Source organism: Prevotella conceptionensis 9403948 (assembly GCF_000312305.1).
In the GTDB taxonomy this organism is placed as follows: Bacteria; Bacteroidota; Bacteroidia; order Bacteroidales; family Bacteroidaceae; genus Prevotella; species Prevotella conceptionensis.
In genome coordinates this window covers 12,214-32,540 of the sequence record NZ_HE999445.1, presented here as the reverse complement: position 1 = coordinate 32,540, position 20,327 = coordinate 12,214, and the positions used below count along the sequence as shown (strand labels likewise).

At 47.3% G+C, this 20,327-nt stretch carries 17 protein-coding genes; 9 read left to right on the top strand and 8 right to left on the bottom strand.

Annotated elements, in window-relative coordinates; translation table 11 throughout:
* Positions 1-8: 8 nt before the first annotated feature.
* Positions 9-3,377 (bottom strand): SusC/RagA family TonB-linked outer membrane protein, encoded by a 3,369-nt coding sequence (locus BN93_RS04525; RefSeq protein WP_044259858.1) that lies wholly within the window; start codon positions 3,375-3,377, stop codon positions 9-11.
* A 155-nt stretch (positions 3,378-3,532) separates the two neighbouring features.
* Complete coding sequence (locus BN93_RS04520; RefSeq protein ID WP_019187156.1) at positions 3,533-4,513, bottom strand: hypothetical protein; 981 nt, start codon at positions 4,511-4,513, stop codon at positions 3,533-3,535.
* A 1,614-nt stretch (positions 4,514-6,127) separates the two neighbouring features.
* Here BN93_RS04520 and BN93_RS04515 point away from each other — a divergent pair.
* From BN93_RS04515 to rmuC, 4 genes are all read left to right on the top strand, one after another.
* Positions 6,128-6,502 (top strand): YraN family protein, encoded by a 375-nt coding sequence (locus BN93_RS04515; RefSeq protein WP_019187155.1) that lies wholly within the window; start codon positions 6,128-6,130, stop codon positions 6,500-6,502.
* 2 nt (positions 6,503-6,504) lie between these two features.
* Complete coding sequence (locus tag BN93_RS04510; protein ID WP_019187154.1) at positions 6,505-7,260, top strand: biotin--[acetyl-CoA-carboxylase] ligase; 756 nt, start codon at positions 6,505-6,507, stop codon at positions 7,258-7,260.
* Positions 7,261-7,310: 50 nt separating this feature from the next.
* Positions 7,311-8,015: a UMP kinase gene (gene pyrH / locus BN93_RS04505; protein ID WP_084768687.1), complete on the top strand. Its 705-nt coding sequence runs from the start codon at positions 7,311-7,313 to the stop codon at positions 8,013-8,015.
* A gap of 198 nt (positions 8,016-8,213) precedes the next feature.
* A complete protein-coding gene (rmuC, locus tag BN93_RS04500; protein WP_019187153.1) occupies positions 8,214-9,518 on the top strand; it encodes a DNA recombination protein RmuC in 1,305 nt (434 codons plus the stop codon).
* A 202-nt stretch (positions 9,519-9,720) separates the two neighbouring features.
* On the opposite strand, the gene lipA is transcribed toward rmuC, so the two are convergent.
* Entirely contained in the window at positions 9,721-10,641 is a 921-nt protein-coding gene (gene lipA, locus BN93_RS04495) for a lipoyl synthase (RefSeq protein WP_019187152.1), read from the bottom strand.
* Positions 10,642-10,915: 274 nt separating this feature from the next.
* Here lipA and fldA point away from each other — a divergent pair, with 274 nt between their 5' ends.
* The 5 genes from fldA to BN93_RS04470 all read left to right on the top strand — a co-directional run bounded on the left by fldA (position 10,916) and on the right by BN93_RS04470 (position 14,659).
* The gene (fldA, locus tag BN93_RS04490; RefSeq protein WP_019187151.1) at positions 10,916-11,410 is read left to right on the top strand and encodes a flavodoxin FldA; all 495 of its coding nucleotides are present in this window, start codon (positions 10,916-10,918) and stop codon (positions 11,408-11,410) included.
* A gap of 283 nt (positions 11,411-11,693) precedes the next feature.
* A complete protein-coding gene (locus BN93_RS04485; protein WP_019187150.1) occupies positions 11,694-12,257 on the top strand; it encodes a flavin reductase in 564 nt (187 codons plus the stop codon).
* Between the two features lie 338 nt (positions 12,258-12,595).
* Entirely contained in the window at positions 12,596-13,135 is a 540-nt protein-coding gene (locus BN93_RS04480; protein ID WP_044259857.1) for a hypothetical protein, read from the top strand.
* 135 nt (positions 13,136-13,270) lie between these two features.
* Positions 13,271-13,672, top strand: coding sequence for a hypothetical protein (locus tag BN93_RS04475; RefSeq protein ID WP_019187148.1), 402 nt, complete (start codon positions 13,271-13,273; stop codon positions 13,670-13,672).
* Positions 13,673-13,762: 90 nt separating this feature from the next.
* Positions 13,763-14,659: a hypothetical protein gene (locus BN93_RS04470; protein ID WP_019187147.1), complete on the top strand. Its 897-nt coding sequence runs from the start codon at positions 13,763-13,765 to the stop codon at positions 14,657-14,659.
* 1,955 nt (positions 14,660-16,614) lie between these two features.
* On the opposite strand, the gene BN93_RS04460 is transcribed toward BN93_RS04470, so the two are convergent.
* The 5 genes from BN93_RS04460 to tpiA form a co-directional block, all read right to left on the bottom strand.
* Complete coding sequence (locus BN93_RS04460; protein ID WP_019187145.1) at positions 16,615-17,364, bottom strand: exodeoxyribonuclease III; 750 nt, start codon at positions 17,362-17,364, stop codon at positions 16,615-16,617.
* A gap of 8 nt (positions 17,365-17,372) precedes the next feature.
* Positions 17,373-18,014 carry a DUF4840 domain-containing protein gene (locus tag BN93_RS04455; protein ID WP_019187144.1) on the bottom strand — a complete coding sequence of 214 codons (642 nt, stop codon included), beginning with the start codon at positions 18,012-18,014 and terminating at the stop codon, positions 17,373-17,375.
* Between the two features lie 75 nt (positions 18,015-18,089).
* Positions 18,090-18,671: a GTP cyclohydrolase I FolE gene (gene folE, locus BN93_RS04450; protein WP_019187143.1), complete on the bottom strand. Its 582-nt coding sequence runs from the start codon at positions 18,669-18,671 to the stop codon at positions 18,090-18,092.
* Positions 18,672-18,720: 49 nt separating this feature from the next.
* Positions 18,721-19,413, bottom strand: coding sequence for an SPOR domain-containing protein (locus tag BN93_RS04445; protein ID WP_044259855.1), 693 nt, complete (start codon positions 19,411-19,413; stop codon positions 18,721-18,723).
* A 165-nt stretch (positions 19,414-19,578) separates the two neighbouring features.
* Positions 19,579-20,327 (bottom strand): triose-phosphate isomerase (gene tpiA, locus BN93_RS04440; protein WP_084768686.1); only part of this gene is annotated, 749 nt, incomplete at its 5' end.

Genomic DNA, 20,327 nt, shown 5'->3' with positions numbered 1-20,327 from the left:
AGGGCTATTTACTTAAAGATGATGGAGCAAGTTAATGTATAAGAACGTGAGAAGGGATAGCCAAGACCGCGCTCCATCTTCACCGTTGACAGGCGCAAGAGGTCGTTGGTGGTGAAATTGAGCGACAGCACGTCGATGTTTAGTCGGCTCAAAAGCTTATAGTCGGTTTGCTTAAAGCGGTAGCCAACGTTCACGCTTGCCAACCTCAGTTCGTTATCTTTCATGATAAATCGGTCGGAAGCAGGCGTTTGCGAACCATTAAGATCTATGCGCTTGTACTTCGTTACGTCGCCGGGCTTGCGCCAACGGTCTTGTGCAGCGCGGCGGTCTAGGTTATAAGCGATGTTGCTGTTCTCAATCTTGTCAACCAACGTTTGGTTGTAAACGATACCGCCCCACTTGTAGATGAAACCGAGCGTACACGAGAGGTCGCACCAATTAACCGACGAACTGATAGTGCCGTTCATCTTCGGTGTTGTGTCGCCAACGGGAACTTTATCTGCGGAGTTCCACTTAAAGGTCTTCTCGCCATTACGCGTAAGGAACACTTCGTTACCGGTCATTGGATCGATACCCAACGAACGCACCGCGTAATAAGTGGTGGTAGACTTGCCTTCTTGGTAAACTGGCAGCGGAGCCGACTTGGATTTAAGTTGCTCCTCGTTCATTTTACGAAGGTAGTCGGATATCTTACGTATCTTGTTTCGGTTGTGGTTCATACCCAAAGCCACCGTCCAATAAAATTGCTTACGGATATTCTGCAAAGCGATAACGTTGAGCGTAGCATCGAAACCGCGGTTTTGAAGTTCGCCGGCGTTGATGTATTGCGACTCGAAACCTGTTGAGGGAGCAAGGTCGTAGTTGGTTAACAACTGCCTACTGATATTGTTGTAATAGTTGAACGAGAGGTTGGCACGGTTCTTCCACACGCCCACATCAAGCCCAAAGCTCATATTATCTGTCTTAGTCCACTTGATGTTGGGATTGTTCAGGCGCGACAACACCGCCCCCAACGTGGAGAACGAGGCATAAGGGCGCATCGTTTGGCTGAACGTGTAATACTCGATGGCATCGGCAGGACTAGAATTTTGCGCACCCGTTACACCATAGGTGGCTCTAAACACAAGGTTAGACACGCGACCAGCCAACCACTTTTCGCGATAAGCGTTCCACCTTAAACCAACGCTCCAAAAAGGAGTGAGGTTGTGGTCGGCATATCTTGATGTTATTTCGCTGCTCACGTTAACATCCACCGAGTAACGGTTGTCGTAGCTATAAGAAAGCTGCGTGATAACTCCCATCGACCTTGCGATAGACTCCGAGCCGCTGGGATGGGTTCTCATCTTGTTTCCGAAGATGAAATCGTCCATGTGCGAATCGGGATAACCCACGGCCGAAAGGTTTACATAGTTGCTGCGGTCTTCACTAAGTGTCCAGTTGCCAAACACGCTGAGCAGGTGCTTTTTAAAGGCCATGTTCCAGTTCAAGCCCAGGTTACTGGACCACGAGGTCATCTCGCCCGTGTTCTTGGTGTAGCTACCACGCAAGGTTTTGTCCAATTCGGTAATGAAAACCGTGTGCGTAGCAGGCAAGAAATTCTCCGTTCGCGCCATTCCGCGCATGTAAGAAATGTTCTCGGTGAGCCTCAAATTCTTCAACAAGCGATACTCCAAGTTAAGGCTAGCCGTGATGTTGGTGTTGCTTGTCAGGTCTTTTATGCCCACATTGGCATTATAAAGGGGGTTGGCAATGGGCACACTACCCGAACCCGTGTGGTTGTCTAGCTGTTGCAAATACTCTCCAAAGTCGTTTGTCGGACGATAATAGGGGTTTACTCGCGTATATTCGGAGAACGAGCCGTAGGGCGAATTGTGTCCGTCTGTTTCCGAGAGGTTAAGACTTGCACCTACCGAAACGTTTTCTTTACGATAGGTCATGCTGAAATTAAGGCTCTTATTGTTTTGTTCCGAACCTTTCATCACGCCAGGGTTAAACGCGGCGTTAAGGTCTAGGCTATAACGGAAAACCTCTGTACCGCCGGCTGCCGATATCGAATGGCGGTGCGTAATGGCTGTACGCAGCGGCTTGCTCAGCCAATAAGTGTCTACACCGGCCAGCACGTTGCGCAACAATTGGTTGTAGCGGTTCATGCTCTTGTCGTTAGACGGCTCGTAAACGCCAGCATCCCATTCCATCTGCAACTTCTCGCGAGCGTTCATTAGCTTATAGTCGGTAAGGTCGGGCGCCTGTACGGTCAGCCCGCCATTATAGCTAACAGACAGCACACCATCGGGCGCAACTTTGGTTTCAATAACCACAACACCGTTAGAGGCGCGCGAACCATAGATGGCTGTTGCGGCTGCATCTTTTAATATCGTAACGTTTTCGATACGTTCGGGGTCGAGTTGCAATATGCGACTCATCGACACGATGAACCCGTCAAGCACAAAGAGCGGTGTGTTTGGACGGCTCGAAACGTTGTCGAGCAACAAGTCCATACTGTTAAGCGATGCCGTTGTGCCCAGGTTTTGGTCGCCGCGGATAAGGAATTCGGGCTGTGCATTGGGGTCCGAACCACGCGTGTTGCTTTCCAACACTTTGAAACTGGGGTCGTAAAACTGCAAGCTTTTAAGGATGTTGTTGGGATTTAGCTTGCGCAACTCTTCGCCTTTCACCGACACGTAGTTGCCTGTAAAGCTAGATTTGCTTCTCTTACTAAGACCCGTAACCACCACCTCTTCCACCATGTGGCCATCGGCTTTCAGCGCAATCCTCATGCCGGGGTTCGACCTGGTAATCTGCAACGAAACGCTTTCGTAGCCCATATACGACACTTTGATGGAGCTCTTGCGCGGAACTTGCAGCGAAAATTTGCCGTTCACATCGGTGATGCTACCCTTTACGCCGCCCGTCTTAGTGCCATCGGTAAGCATAACGGTGGCGCCAACCAGCGTTTCGTTGGTCTTGGCATCCGTAACCACACCCTCGATGCGTAGCATTTCTTTGTCTTCTACATCTCTGTTGTAAGACGAAATGATGATGTGTCGGCCCGTTTCATAGCGCACCAACACGTTTTGGTCGCCAATTAGGTTTCCCAAAACCTTGTCTAACGGCACGTCTTTTACGTTTAATGTAGTTGGACGGGCAATGCCCACAAGTGCCACTTCTTGAAATTCGATGGTGGCATTGGCTTGTTTCGCCACTTTTTCGAGCACCGTTCCCAATGGTTCGTTGCTCACGCGCAGCGTCACAGGCGTATTCTTCCAGTCGTCTAGTGCCCCACTTTGGGCTTTCGCACTGGTAACACACAGCAACATGGCACATAGCATACATAGCCACCCAAGTGCTGTTTGGTGGTTGTTTTCAGTTGTTCTCATCGATAAGCAGGATTAGTTTATGATGCGTTTCGAAATTGGTTGGCGTGTAGATTGTTGCTTAAAGGGGGTTTTAAAAGGCAAAGGGCTAGGCACAAACCACGTTAAGCCCTTTGTATGCCCCTCCGTTTAGAGGTGCAGATGTGCGGCATTACAGCCTATTCCATCAGCTTTTCAAGAATGTCCAGATACCCCTTGTCCACGTTATACTTAGCCTTATATTCGGCAAATAGAGGTTTGGCGCGTTCCAATTCTTTCCCATTGCGTATAAAGCTAACGAGCAGTTGGTAAAGCACGGCGTCGCGTTGTGCGCCTTGATAGAAGGCCGCCAGCTCCTTATACATGGTTTCGAGCTGTCGGGGCATGGTGTATGTTGCTTTTTTGGCAACAGCTTTTTTCTCGTTTTCGTAGAAACAATAGCGCATAAGGAAACTCACGTAGTCGGGGTTACGCAATGCTCCTTCGCCCGAACGTGTCTTAACGCCGTCCATCAGTTTCCAATAATCGCCAATGCCTTGTTCGGCGATGGGTGTCTTTCGGGTGTCGGCATACATCTGCGGATATTCCATAAACGAGATGTAGGCGGCCGCCTCGGTATTGGCTAGGATGTATTCGGCTGCCACATCGCTTAACTGCGACTTTTGCTTAGCCACCATCTCTTGTACCTTCGATAGCAGTGTTCGCGAGTCTTCAATTCGCTGCTGCGGCTTAATGTCTACCACGACACAAGCCAGCAGCTGACTTTTATAACGCATCTGCCGCCGCATGTCGTCGATGCTACTTATCAGGCGGTTGGCCGATACGGCCTTTTCACTTCCACTGAACACCACCTCCGAAGGGCGTTTTCCATCGTAGCGCACCACGGCATGTACGCTGTCGCCTGGCATCAGCAACACGTTCACCTGTCCGTTGATAAGCATGCACACGGCATTTTTGGTTTCGAACGAGTACAAATGTTCGTCGCCAGGGTTGGAATGGAACTCGGCATTGAAAAAAGGCGACTGCAAACAATCGAAATATACCATTTCTTGTTTGTAGCCATAAACCTCAGCACTTAGTGTCGTCTTCTTCTGAGCATAGCCATTAAAGGCCAATACGCAGAGCACTCCCAGAAGAAATTTTCTTGTCTTTGCTGTCATTGGGTATGTTTAAAAGCGGTTAGAAATATAAATTGTCAAAGGCATCGGGTGCGGATGATATATTCCTTCACTCATATCTATCCGCAAATAAAATTCATCATCTATCTTTACTCGGCTGTAAAATTAGTAAGTGTAAACCATCCAATATCTTAATTTTTGGTTAAAAAACATAAATAGCACATGCGTTCATGCTATATAACATAAAAAACGAGCATTTTAGGTCTGCATATTAACTGCAATTATATCGAATTTTAAGTTTCTAGATACCGACGTCGTTTTGACTTTTGATGTTTGCATAACATGGGGAGGGGGGGTACCATCTGTGTGATGCCAAACCAAGATAAACGTTCTGCGCATGTACGAAGTGCAGGACTTATCAACTCAACAACTCCCAACTCATAAACTCACGGCCTACCCCTCTCGTAACTCGCCAATTTGTAAACTCGTCAACTAAATCACTCGTCAACCAAATTACCCGTTAACCTGTCAACTCGTTAGCTTGATATTCTGTCAATATTTCAGTGCGAATTTTAACATTATGAGTGCCCTTTTTGCCAACCAACTGCCCACCTTGTCGCAAAAAATCGATTCTCGCGGAGGTTTGTTTCGGTGCAAAAAGTGGTCAGTTGTACATGCGGTCAAAATGAATTTTTATTTAAACAGACCGCCACTAACACCCGTTTTTGGGCGATTTGCAGCTAAATGCGGTGCGTTTTGGTGCTAAATGCAATGCGTTTTGATGCTAAATGCAGTGCGTTTTGGTGCTAAATGCAAGGCGTTTTGGTGCTAAATGCAATGCGTTTTGGTGCTAAATGCAAGGCAAAATGCGGCTAAATGTAAGTCGAAAAGCATAAAAATACACCATAAATGTATAAACAAAACCTCTTAGAAGCATCAAAAACACGGCTAAAAAGGGCAAAATAGCCGTTAAAAAGTGGAATTTTAGGAGCTGAAAGCGGGAAATTGGAGTTGAAAAAATACGAGTTGGCAACCAAACTAGAAAGGCAAAATGGTGCAAAATGTAGGTTCTAGGCTTAAAAATAGACAAACACCAAGGCATGAAAGGGTAGAAATAGCGGTAATTTACCTACTTTTTAACCGATATTTTCGCTAGAACGGAGTAGAAACTAGAACGCAATTGTAAAGAATAAAATAACAATTTAAGTTTTTAAGTTAGCGGGTCGAAGAGTTGGTGAGTTGATGTTGTTGAGTTGGTGGGGTTGTAAGTTGATAGGCTTGTGAGTTGGTAAGGTGGTGAGCTGGTAAGTTAATGCTTTGATGTTTTTGAGTTAGTGAGGTTGTAAGTTGATGGGCTGGTAAGTTGCAGAGTTGATCCATCCGGTAGCAGTTGAACTCTCGTGAGTTTATAAGCCAGTGAGTTGGTTAGCCCTGCACTTCGTTTGTCCTATGTTGGCATCATAAAGACAACACGCTCTTATCACTTTATAGAAACACCAAAAGTTAAGGCGGTTTCATCATAACAACCATCTGCTGCAACTGACGTAGGCATTTACAGACCGCACATTTAGCACGTCGTAGCCAAAAAACACGTGCCCACACTTTGCAAACTGCCATAAAAAGGCTACTTTTGCAAGAAAGAAAAGATATATAGGCATGGCAAAGCACAACGACTTGGGCAAATGGGGCGAAGATTTAGCTGCCGAATACCTGCAAAAACAGGGATATGTTATTCGCGAACGCGATTGGCATTGCGGCAAACGAGACATCGACCTGGTGGCGATTACAGCCGACTTGACCACCGTTGTGTTTGTTGAGGTGAAGACACGAACGACAGACGAGGTGTCGGAACCTGCCGATGCGGTGAACAAGCAAAAGATAAGAAACCTTGGAATTGCCGCCAACAACTACATCAAACAGTTTAATGTGGTGGAACAGGTGCGTTTCGACGTGGTGACAATCGTTGGCAACAGCAACGAAAACGCCAAGCTGGAACACATCGAAGACGCCTTTAACCCGCTGCTGGCTTAGGCATGAAGATTAGGCATATACATTTGGAAGAAACCACTTCGACCAACATATATATAAAAGGAGTGGCCTTAGAGGCAGACGAAATGGTGGTGGTGAGCACCGATTGGCAAACAGCGGGGCGCGGGCAAGGCGTTAACCGCTGGGAAAGCGAACGGGGAAAGAACCTGCTTTTCAGTCTGATGGCCCGCCCTTTGTTCGTTGCCGTGCAACAACAGTTTGCCTTGTCGATGGCAGGAGCATTGGCCATCAAGGATGTTTTGGACCGCTTTACGCCCGACATTCGCATAAAATGGCCGAACGACATCTATTGGCGCGACCGCAAAATCAGCGGAACGCTTATCGAGACGAGCCTTGCGCATGGCGAAATCAGTCGCTTTGTATATGGTATCGGACTGAACGTTAATCAGGTTCAGTTTGTTAGCGATGCGCCAAACCCTGTTTCGCTCGCTCAGATTACGGGCAAGCAAGTGGAACTGATGCCGCTGCTCGACAATATTGTTGAGGCATTTATCGCCCAATGGAACTTGTTGAAGGCAGGCAACACCCACCTCGTCGCCGCGCGTTACAATGCCGCACTCTATCGTGCAACAGGATTTCATCGTTACAGCGACAAACAAGGGGCATTTGATGCTGAGCTTGTTGGGGTGGAAACTAATGGCCTAATAATGCTACAAGACAGGCAAGGCCAGCTGCGAACTTACTCGCAACCTTATGCCCCCAACGGCGAAATGGCCAACAAACTGCGGTTCGAGATTTAGTGCAACGTGCCAGCCGTGTAAGTTAGAACAAACCAATAACATTATATACAATGTACAAAAGAATATTATTAAAGTTGAGCGGCGAGAGCTTGATGGGCACTCAAAGCCACGGAATAGACCCACAACGTCTGCAAGAATATGCCCAACAGATTAAGGCTGTTCATGAGATGGGCGTGCAATCGGTATCGTTATCGGTGGCGGAAACTTCTTCCGCGGACTTAGTGGGGACGCAAAAGGGGTTCGACCGTGTTAAAGGCGACCAGATGGGCATGTGCGCAACGGTGATGAATTCGTTGGCATTAAGTTCGGCCTTAGAGGCCATCGGCGTGAAAACGAAGGTGCTTACGGCCATTCGCATGGAGCCAATCGGCGAGTTTTACAGTAAGTGGAAGGCCATCGAGAGCATGGAATCGGGCTACGTTTGCATTTTCTCGGCCGGAACTGGGTCGCCTTACTTCACAACAGACACGGGCAGTTCGTTGCGCGGCATCGAAATAGAGGCCGACGTAATGCTTAAAGGTACGCGCGTGGATGGTATCTATACGGCCGACCCGGAGAAAGACCCTTCGGCCACAAAGTTTGCAGAAATAACCTACGACGAAATTTATACGCGTGGCTTGAAAGTGATGGACCTCACCGCCACTACGATGTGTAAGGAGAACAATTTGCCCATATACGTGTTTAACATGGATGTTGTAGGTAATCTCGAACGCGTTATGCGCGGTGAGAATATCGGAACGTTGGTGCATAATTAAAAGGATAAGCATTCTAGCTTTCAGACCGGTCGGACCTGGTCTGACTGGTCCGACTGGTCCGACGATCCCAACTAGCCTGCCCCACACCAAACACAAGCGGCAAAGCATTTGGCTTAACTCCTTAACTCCATAACTCCTTAACTCCTCAAAAATAACTCCACAACTCCTTAACTCCCCAAAAACAACTCCTCAAAAAATATGGAAATAGTTTTTGCCCTTATCGTCATTGTGGCCGTAGTCTTCGTTTTCGTACTCTTTAAGAATACGAAGGCGGGGTACGAACGGCAGATTGATGAACTGAAAAAGCAATTGGAAACAGAACGCGAGTATGCTAAACGCATGCTCGACCAAGCCGACGACAACCTGCAACGGGCTAACCAAAACCTTGATAGGGAACGCCAACACGCCGAAGACTTGCGTAAGGAAAGCGACCAACGATGGGAACAAAAGCTGGAAAGTCTGAAAAAAGACATGCAACACACTGCCGCTAAGGAACTGGCAGCTAAACAAGAGGAATTGCAACGGGCGAACCGCACGCAGATGGACGACCTTTTGAGGCCTATTAAGGAACAATTTACAGACTTTAAGCGGGCTGTGTACGAGAGCAAGACGCAAAATGAGGTGAACAAAACCGAACTGCAAAAGGCTTTTGAAAACACAATGAAACTGTTTCAACAGCAACAGCAACAAACGGTTGACAGCTTGAAACAACAAACGGAACGCATCGGCGAAGACGCTGCTAACCTTTCGCGAGCCTTGAAAGGCGAGAGTAAGACGCAAGGCGATTGGGGAGAGATGGTTCTTGAAACGCTTTTGGAGAATAGCGGTCTGCAACGCGATGAGGAATTCTTCGTGCAAGAATCGGTGAAAAGCGAAGATGGCGCAACGTTTCGGCCTGATGTGGTGGTGAGATTTCCCGAAGGACGGTCGGTGGTGATTGACTCTAAGGTGTCGTTAACGGCATACGCCGACGCCGTTGCCACTGATGACGAACACGAACGCGACCGCTTGCTGGCCGAACACGCCAAAAGCGTGCGCAGACATGTGGACGAGCTGTCGGCCAAAAGCTATGATAAGCTAGTGGAAGACGCTATCGGGTTCGTGCTGATGTTTGTTCCCAACGAGAACAGCTACATCGCTGCCATGAAACAACAGCCAGATCTGAGCCGCTATGCGTACCAAAAACGCATCATCATCATTTCGCCCAGCAACTTGCTCATGGCTTTACAACTGGCCTATAACCTGTGGCAATACGACAGACAGAGCAAAAACGTGGAGAAGATAGTGAAAACTGCCGCCGACCTGTACGACAAAGTGGCGGGCTTTACCGAGACGTTCACCGACCTTGAAGGTCAGCTGCAACGTCTTGCTCGTAACTTCGAGCAGGCTCGCGGTCAGCTTTTCGACGGGAAGGGCAATGTGCTTAGACGCATTGATGGCCTTCGCGCCCTGGGTGTAACACCTAAAAAGAGGATTAAAGGATTGGAAGAGGAGGGATTATGAGGAGTTATTTTTGAGGAGTTAAGGAGTTAAGGAGTTATGGAGTTAAGGAGTTAAGCCAAATGCTTTGCCGCTTGCGTTTGTAGGTGGTGTCTGGCTAATAGGACAAGTCAGACAAGTCCGACTTGTCAGACCAGTCCAAGAGCTAGAACGAACTACAAATCTAGAAACTGCTCGGCTGCTTTAAAGGGCGTTAGCCATCTTTTCACCCTTTCACCTTTTCACCTTTATTCTTCCCCTCCAACTTCTTTTTCCGCACCAGCATACTAATAAACGACTGCTCCGCCATGAACGAAGAACGCACAAAGGGAGAGCTTTCAGCGTTCTCGTAACCAATGCGCACAGCAGTTCGCTTATAGGCCAAGAACGTGTCGGGGTGAACATACTCCACCACGTCCAATTGCTTTTCGCTCGGTTGCAGATACTGCCCAATGGTTATCATTCGGCAGCCAACATCGTAAGCCTCTTGCAGCAAAGCGTTCACCTCTTCCTGCGTTTCGCCCAAGCCTACCATTATTCCCGTCTTGGTTATAAAGCCCTGTTCGGCTATCTCGCGCAAGGTACCCATGCTGTTTCGATAGGTGGCGCGGTGGCGAACACTCGGTGTTAGTCTTTCCACCGTTTCCAAGTTATGCCCAACGATGTCGGGCGCAGCCTCTAACACCGTTTGCAACTCCTGCCCGCGATAGTCGGGAATAAGCACCTCGATAATAATCTCTGGACAAAGTTCGCGTATCTGGCGGATGGTTTCAGCCCAATGAGCCGCCCCTTTATCGGGTAAGTCGTCGCGATCTACCGATGTTATCACACAATGTCTTAGTTCCATAGCTCTCACACTACGCGCAATCTTCAACGGTTCGTGAGAGTCGGGCGGCAAAGGATTTCCAGTTTGCGTGGCGCAAAATCGGCACGCACGTGTACAACGGTCACCCAATATCATGAAGGTAGCCGTTCCACTTTTCCAGCAATGTCCCTTATTCGGGCATTTTCCACTACTGCATATCGTGTGCAAACCATTCTCTTCGAGCGTTTTCTCTACAAATCCGTATTTCTCTCCACCCTCAATCTTGGTGTAAAGCCATTTAGGTTTTCTCAGATAAGGTTTGCGTATAGATTGTTCTTCCATTGTATAGCACATTTAGGCTGTTGTTAATGATGCTGCACGCTGTACGCCGCATAACAGGGACGTAACAATTTGCACGGCAAAGATAAGGTTTTTAACCTAAATAGAAGAAGATACAAGGCACTTTTTTGCGCCCCCATCCTTGGGACAGGCCCATACATTTTTTGTACGTGCACGAAAGAGCAGACCGAGAAGTAAGCAAAAATAACATTCATACGCATTGCCAATGAACATTTATTTTTATCTTTGCAATACATTAATCACAAACAGATAAACGATGAAAAAAACAATTGTTATATTCGGTTCGTCAATGGGCACCTGCCAAGGCATAGCCGAAAAAATAGCCGAGAAATTGGGCGTGGAAGCCATTAACGTGGGCGACCTGACTGCCGACGTGCTTAACGAAAACGAGAACCTGCTGCTGGGAACATCCACGTGGGGTTCGGGTGAGATGCAAGACGACTGGTACGAGGGCGTGAAACTGCTCGACGAGGTTGGCCTAAAAGGCAAAACGGTGGCCATTTTCGGCTGCGGCGACTCCAATTCCAACGCCGACACGTTCTGCGGAGGAATGGCCGAGCTGTGTGAAGCCGCCACCAATGCGGGGGCTAACGTGCTCGAAGGCGTGCCTACCGAAGGCTACACATTCGAAGACAGCCCTGCGGTTAAAGACGGAAAGTTTGTTGGACTGGCTCTCGACAATGAGAACGAGGCCGACAAGACCGACGAGCGCATTGATGCGTGGCTGGCACAAATTAAGCCCGCGTTGTAATGTGGGCAAGCCAACGTGGCGCGAACCGTAGGTAAAAACGTAAACGGAACTAGCGGAAGACCATCCTACGCTAGGTTTCCGTTTACATACTTGGTGCATAAGAACAACGCATCTGCCCCTACAATCTGCGTACGTCTCACTATCGCAACAGAAGGCCTCTCACAAAAAGGGCAGCGAAGTAAAGACAGGAAATGGCCGCCCCTAAAAAGAAAAGAACAAATGCAACGCGGCTTATTCGCCGTCGGCAAACAACGTACCACCACATCAAACCATTATCTCAACAATGAAGGTAAAGCTAGACACAAAGAAGTTCTATCCTGGGTACCCCGTCTTCATCGTCTCGTATTATGGCAAAGACGGGCAGCCCAAGCTCTCCACACTGTCTTCATCGTTCAGCATCGGCAATGTTTTCGCGATGGGGATGCATGCCAACTCGTACCTTTCCTCTTGCATCAAGCATAAGAAAGGGCTGTGCATCAACTTCTTAACCCGCAACTACCTACGAGCCATTGAACGCGCAGGACTGGTGTCTAATTTCGATTGCGAAACGAAAACAGCCGACACAGTGCTGACATTCTCTAACAACGAAACCACCAATTCACCCTACATCAACGAGGCATCCGTAGTTCTGGCCTGCGAGACGAAAGACGAAACAACCCTTCGCGACGAAGGACTTAAAGTGGTTTTGGCAGACATCCGAGAGCGATTGTGCGAGGAAAAGCTGATTGAGGACGGCCATTTTAAGTATGAAAAGCTAGACCTGCCGTTGCTGGAGGCCGATTCAAGCGGCATTTTCTACCGTTTCATGAATAAGGAATTGCAAAAAGGAGGGAGTTTCTTCAAATAGCTCCTGGTACAAAAGGGGCCAACCCAAGCCTGCAGCTCGGATATTTGGCAGGCATCGCAACATGACGTTCCGCAAACCCCAAAACGGGAAATCAAGCAGCCGACCCCCTACTTGTTTGCCACTCGTGGCAACTTTGTATTGGCATTTACTACCACGACACCATTAGAAACGGCATTTGTCTCCCTCCAAAAAGGTTCTACACGTTTGCAACGTGTCCAGTAAAGTATCCGCATTTCATCAGATTACAGGAGGTATTCCGTACCCTCATCGCCTTCAAGTTTCCCTGATGAAACGCATGGAAAAGACCACTGCTGCCATAAGAAACAAAAAGAAACTATATGGGAAAGAATAAGCTTTTAACCATTGCCCTATCAATAACCCTTGCATTGGCGATGGCTGGCTGCACCAATAAGCATCCTTATCAGGTAAGACAAGACTGTTATGCTGCCATCGAAACCTATGTTGCAAGCCATAAAGAATACAACAGTTTCTTATTGCTGTCTACCCAAAAGCTTTTCAACGAGGATGGAACTCATCCCGGGTTCCTTATCGGACCACTATATAAAGGACTTAATAAAGAGCTGAAAGACTTTGCACCCATCGAGTTTTTAGAGGTTGATGGGAAAAAGGTCTATCTCTTTTCTGAGGTTTCGTACCTTACTAACAACGACAATAACCCCATAAACAACTATTGTAAACCCGATAGCACATTGCTGTTAAGTTATGACAACCAACAGATATACTGCCACTATCGCTTGGTGAACTATCTGAAAAGGGCAAAACTTTTGTTCTTTGAACAAGGTAAGTTACGCATATCCAACTCGCCCGACACGCTGTATTTACCCACGATAAAGATAGATTCCATACGCAAGTTCTAGTGAGCTAACAGCATAATTCTTGTTGGCTGCATGGGGTTAATGCATTATTTTAAGCCACACCGCTTTTAAGCGATAACAACAAAACAACTAGCATACAAAGGTTTCATAGCCTTGCAACTTTTTCAATTTACCATTATGGCACATTTCAACATCATTGACAGAATATACTTTGCTGGCGAACGCAGCCAAGATAGAGGCGACAGAAAGGTTAGCGGACCAGGTGGAATAATGGCTGGTTTACTATTCCCTTTACTCATATTGTTAGACAAATTGAATAAACTACACCTGCTGCCTTTTGGTAAGCAACTCTCAGTACTTTATGTATGCGGTTCCTTTTGTGCCCTTTTCTTCGGCATTTGGCGGTATTATGTAAAGTCGGGTCGGCACGAACGCGTGATGAATTATTATCGCGGAAGGGCAACAGACACCCCTGCATATAACTATGCGTATATCATCGGGTGGATGATAGTGTGTATTGTTGTTACGATGATAATAGCCCAATGCAATATTTCTCTACCTCCAAGACGGGTTTTATAGCGCATCTTCAATTGTTGCCGATGTCTTTTAGAGTAACACAGCAAACTGCATGATGAAGCTTGAATTGGAAAAAACACTTAAACAAAACCCATGATGAAAGAACAAATAATAGAACTGTTAAAGCAAGGACGTAAGTTAGAGGCCGTAGCCACGGCACATCGCTTGGGCGGAGGCACGTTGCTGCAGGCCAAACGATATGTAGATGCCGTGGAAAGGGAAATACTGAACGGCAATTCGCCTGACGATAACGATCGGGTGGTGCGCAGCTGGTCGGTGAAATACGATGGTGGCAAGCCCGTTACCATTACCCTACGCGACCAGTATGGCGAACGACAACTTGTTGAAGGCACGCTAGAATGGAACGCGATACTAGCTGAAATTACACAGACGAGAAATGAACGCGATTCAACGACAGAAGGAAAGGGTAGGCGATGGAGGTTCTCATGGTGGTCGAAACGCAATCAAGAGCGCATGGCCAACGCCAATACGTCCACTCCTTCCAAATGGAAGTTCTATCTACCCTTTGGTTTGGCTCTCGTGTTGTTTTTTGGTTTTATCACCTTTTTGACGGATTGTACCTATGGCTACGTGGGGTTGTTGCGCCAAGCGGTTATGACTCTTATCATGTTTCTTATTACTTATGCAGGCTATTTGTTGGCCATCGAGAAAAAGGAAAAATGGTATTCGCGTCTTTGGGGTGTAGTGATATGCTGTGCTAGCTGCGTGTTTGGGGTGGCTCTTGGCATTGCCTTGGTGAAAGACCTCTGTACCGACAGCCTGAAAGTATATCAAGGAGAGGTGGAAGTGAATCGCCATTCAGGACGTAGAGGCACTCATTATACCGTGGAATGGGCGGACGACGATTCTCCTTGGTGGGCAGATCATAGTATAAACCGCAGCATTTACCAAGACATGCAGGGGTATAAAAAGGCTCGTGTGGAGTATTGGCAAAATTCGGGTGTGGTAAAGAGTATACAACCGCTGTAAGTTATAGTCAAACAAAATAGGAGTTGGAACGCACGTTCCACCTGTAGACAAAGCAAACGGCTGATAACTCCCCAACTCATCAACTCGCCAACCACCTCTCAACTCACAAACTTATCAACTCCCAAATTCACCAGCTCATCAATTCACTAACTCACCAGTTCATCAATTCACTAACTCACCACCTCTCAACTCACAAACCTATCAACTCCCAAATTCACCAGCTCTCAATTCACTAACTCACCAACTCTCAATTCCTAAACTCACCAGCTCATCAACTCGCCCTCTCAACTCCTAACTGCCAAACTCCCCAACTCGCCCCATCAACTCTCCAACTCATCAACTCCCCAACCAACTCCCCAACTCTCCAACCAGCTCTCAACTCCCAAACTCCCAAATTCACCAACTCACTAACTCACCAACTCATCAATTCATTAACTCAACAACTCTCAATTCCCAAACTCACCAGCTCACCCTCTCAACTCCCAAACTCCCAAACTCCCAAACTCCCCAACTCAACCCATCAACTCACCAACTCTCAACTCCCAAACTTCTCAACTCATCAACCCACTAACTTGTCAACTCGCTAATTCATCAGCTCCCCAACTCTCCAACTCATAATCTTAAAAACTTACGATATGTTTTACAAAATGCGATTTGTTTTCCACCCATTCTAGCGAAAATATTGGTTAAGAAGTAGGTAAATTTCCGCTATTTCTACCCTTTCATGCCTTGATGCTTGTCTATTTTTAAGCCTGGAACCTACATTTTGCACCATTTTGCCTTTCTAGTTTGGTTGCCAACTCGTATTTTTTCAACTCCAATTTCCCGCTTTTAACCCCTAAAATCCAACTTTTTAACCACTATTTTGCCCTTTTCGGTCATGTTTTTAATGTCTCTAAAAGGTTTTATTTATACCATTGCAGCGTATTTTTATGCTTTTCGACTTGCATTTTGCAGCATTTTGAACTGCATTTAGCACCATTTTGCCTTGCGTTTAGCACCAAAATGCACTGCATTTAGCACCAAAACGCAGTGCGTTTAGCGGCATATTGCACTGCGTTTAGCATCAAAACGCACTACATTTTGCTGCAAATTGCCCAAAAACCAGTGCAAATGGCGGTGCTTTTAAATAAAAATTCATTTTGCCGCATTCGCATACTACCCCTTTTTTGCATCAAAACCAACCTGCGCGAGAATCGTTTTTTTGCGGCAAGGTGAGCTGTTGGTGGACTATAAGCCACTCATAATGTTAAAATTTATGCTTAAAAGTGGACAAAAATGGGGGGGGGGTGGAGCGTTTATAAGTTGAGGGGTTGCCGAGTTCGTAAGTTGACGAATTCGCAAGTTTATGCCTTTACAAGGTGGTAGATTTCACGAGCTGGTACGTTTACACGTTGACGAGTTAATATGCTGGAAAGTCTTATGGCTTTACGGGTTTATTAGCAGGCAAGGTAACCAGTTTGCACGTTAACAAGGTGGTAGATTCTACTAGTTGGCGAATTCGCAAGCAGACAAGTTATAGTCAAACAGAATTGGATTTGCAAAGCCATAGGTGCATCGTAAACAAACAAAGGTCCTCTTTATTCTCTGTGCAAGGGTTTATTGATGCCGTGCTACGCAACGTCTTGCATCCTTCTAACACCAATTTCCCAAAAGCAATTCTGTTTGACTATAACAAGTTTATGTGTTAACATGCTGGTTAGTGTTGTTGCACTAAGCCTATATCCTGCACATTACATCTTATTATTTTTGGGGAGAGGTAAAATCTCTTAATTCGATTGTTTAGTCGTTCTAAGGTCTTTCTATGGCCTTGTTGTGCGAGTTCTAGGCGTGGTAAATGCACATCAGTGCGGCTCCACGTTGTTTCTCCTTTTGGTATGGACACAAAAAATCCACCTCATTTGCCACTCAATGGTAAGTTGGCAGTGGCAATGAGGTGGATTAAGCGTATGTAATTACTTCAAGAGTAGTTCCACAGGGCAGTGGTCGCTGCCCAATATGTCGGTATGAATTTTGGCGTCTAGCACTTCGGCTTGTAGGCGATTAGACACAAGGAAATAGTCGATGCGCCACCCTGTGTTGCGTTCGCGTGCCTTAAACCTGTACGACCACCAACTATATGTAACCTCTTCGGGATATTTCCAACGGAAGGTATCTGTGAAACCTGCATCTAGAAGTTGGGTCATCTTTTGGCGTTCCTCGTCGGTAAAACCAGCGTTGCGCCTGTTGGTCTTGGGATTTTTCAAGTCTATTTCTTGGTGTGCCACATTCATATCGCCGCAAACAATCACGGGTTTACGCTTATCCAAGTTGTGCAAATAGGCCTGAAAATCGTCTTCCCACTGCATGCGGTAGTCTAGTCGGCGCAGCTCCTCTTGCGAATTGGGCGTGTAGACCGTTACCAAAAAGAACGCGGGCATCTCTAAGGTGATAACCCTTCCCTCGTGGTCGTGTTGGTCGATGCCGATGCCGTAGCTAACGTTCAGGGGTTCATGGCGCGTGTAAATGGCCGTGCCTGAATAACCTTTCTTGTCGGCATAGTTCCAATACGATTCGTAACCATCGAACTGTAAGTCTAGCTGACCTGCCTGCATCTTTGTTTCTTGCAGGCAAAAGAAATCTGCATCAAGTGCTTTAAAAGTGTTCTCAAAGTCTTTGCCAACCACGGCGCGCAGCCCATTGACGTTCCAAGAAATAAACTTCATGTGCCTAATTAAATCTTTTTCCCTTGCAGAACGACAGGATTCTTAATTTCGTAAGGGGTGTTCTCGTACGTTATTTGCTTTACAAGCAAACGTATAACTTGCTTTTCTTTGTAGTATTCCAGCAATTGTTGCACTTGCTGATGCTGCATAGAACCAAATTGGATGACATTGGTAAATGCCAGTTTGCCAGGCTTTCCGGCAATCGTTATGTCGAAATCTTTGGCTGCAATGGGGCTTGCCAAGTAATAACCTTTGTTGTAATAGTCTTCCAGCGTGTAATTGGGCAGCTTTAATTTCATCTTTACCTCAACGGGGTCTGCTGCGCCTAGCTGTTTTACGAAGGTTTCAGAGGCACTGACCGAGCCTGTCAAAACTCTAACGGGGAATTTGTCGATAACAAGTATCGTGTCGTTTGTAACGGTCCAAGCGATTTTCACCGAGTCGATGTCAGTGGGTTTTGGACCCTTGACAAACTTCAACTGGCCAGAGTAATTACCAACAATGGAACTCATGATAACCGTTTGCTCTGCCTTTGTTATTTTCTTATACTTCGGTTCTTCACCTCCGTTTCCGCCGCTAAGACATGAACTGAGCGACAACATGGCCACGCCGAATAAGGCGACGGCAACCAAATTCAATGTTTTTTTCATCGTGTTCTGTATTATTGTATTTATAATTTAAAGCAGGATTAACGTAGAACTTGCATCTAAAAGATATAAAAAATGTTATTTTGGGCGTATGAGGTTCATAAACTCCTCGCGCGTTTTGGCTTGGTTGAAGGCACCGCTGAAATCGCTGGTGGTGGTGATGGAGTTTTGTTTTTCCACGCCGCGCATCTGCATGCACAGGTGTTTGGCCTCTACAACCACCATTACGCCTAGGGGTTTAAGCGTGTCTTGTATGCAGTCTTTTATTTGTTGGGTCATTCGTTCCTGCACTTGCAGGCGATGGCTAAATATGTCTACCACTCGTGCTATCTTGCTTAGGCCCGTGATGTAGCCGTTGGGAATGTAGGCCACGTGCACCTTTCCGAAGAAGGGCAGCATGTGATGTTCGCACATCGAGAAGAAGTCGATGTCTTTAACGATAACCATTTGGTTGTATTTCTCTTCGAAGAGTGCAGCTGTAAGCACTTTGCGAGCATCTTGCGTGTAGCCGCGGGTTAGTACCTGCATGGCCTTTGCCACGCGCATGGGCGTTTTTTCTAATCCTTCGCGGCTAGGGTCTTCACCCAAAAGGGCTAACACTTCTTTGTAATGTACGGCTAGCTGGTCTAGCCCTTCTCGGTATTCTGGTTCCAAGTTCATGTTTCAGATAAGTGGCTTCTTTATGTATGTCGTTGCATGTTGGGCAGTCTTAGTTCTGCACCGTTATCTTTCCTTTTACGATGACAGCCTGCTTGTAGCCCAAGGCTTGTATGGCGTTGAGCATGCGTGTGGCCTCTTCTATGCTGCGGTAGTTGCCCACGCGGCAAATCCATCGTGGCGAATAGAAGTGCACGTAGATGGGTTGGTCGGGGAAGGCGGCTTTTATCCGGTTGCCTATTTGCTGTGCGCGGTTCTTGTCGTCGCGCGAGTTTCCGCCGGCGTATGCCTGCACCCGATAGCCGTCTACCTTGTATCCGCCCACCATCACCTTCTTGCGCGTGTCTATTACGGGGATGTTCAGGCCGTCGCCATCGTCGCCGAGGGCGTTATTCTTTTGTGTGGTCTCTTTTTTATTGGGGTCGTTCTTGCGCGTTTGTTCCGTTTCGCGTTTCTCGTTAGGTTGTCGCGCAGGGCTCTCTACCTCGGTTACTGAGGTACTTTTCCCACTGTTGGCTGCGCTGCCGTTGGCGGTTTGGGGTGTGCGTTCGTTGGGATTGGGGGTTGCCCACTTCCCTGCGCCGCCCTTTCCGTTAACCAATTGTTCTATGGCGGCACTCTGAGAGATGGTTACAACGCCTTGCGTCTTTGGGTCGCGTCGGCGCAAATGGTCGGTAAAGGTTTGCGCCTCCATTGCAATGACGGTGCAAATCCAAGTGAGAATAACGGTTACCAGACGTTTCATTGTTGTGGGGTGTTGAGGGTTGCGCTAGGGCGAAGTGGCCTGTTGCCGACCAATCCGCACGTTTGCCGCATTTGGAAAGTGGATGAATAAATTGGCGAGGCGACACGCCCGGCACACTTTCGTAGGCCGAAAGTGCCGCTCCGCCGCATTAGCTGTTGCTTGTTGTTATTTCTTCCAAGCGTCGATGATGCCCTTGAAGTCGGCGCATTTCAATGCTGCACCGCCGATAAGGCCGCCGTCAATGTTGGGTTTGGCAAACAGTTCGGGTGCATTGCTGGGCTTTGCACTGCCGCCATAGAGGATGGAAGTGTTCTCGGCAACCTCGTTGCCATACTTTTCGGCGATTGCCGAACGAATGAAAGCGTGTATCTCTTCGGCTTGTTCGGCCGTTGCAGTCTTACCTGTACCGATTGCCCAGATGGGTTCGTAGGCTACGATAACGTTGGCAAACTCTTCGGCAGAGAGGTTAAACACCGAACCTTCAAGTTCTGCTTTCACCACGTCGTTTTGCTTATTGGCCTCGCGTTCGGCCAAAGTCTCGCCGATGCAGAATATCACCTTCAACCCGTTTTTAAGTGCCAAGAGCACTTTTTCCTTCAATATCTCGGGTGTTTCGTTGTAGTATTCGCGACGTTCAGAGTGTCCCAGGATAACATATTGTGCGCCCGTGCTCTTCACCATCTCGGCCGAGACCTCGCCCGTGTATGCTCCTTTTTCCTTGTCTGCGCAGTTCTCGGCACCCAAACCAACGAGTTGGCTGTTTAAAACGCCTGCTACGCTAGCCAAATGAATGAAAGGTGTGCAGATGATAACGTCGCAATTGGGTTTGTCGGCGGCCAAAGCGTCGTTCACTTCCTTTGCCAAGGCCAGTCCTTCTTGCAGGTTCAGGTTCATTTTCCAGTTACCTGCTACGA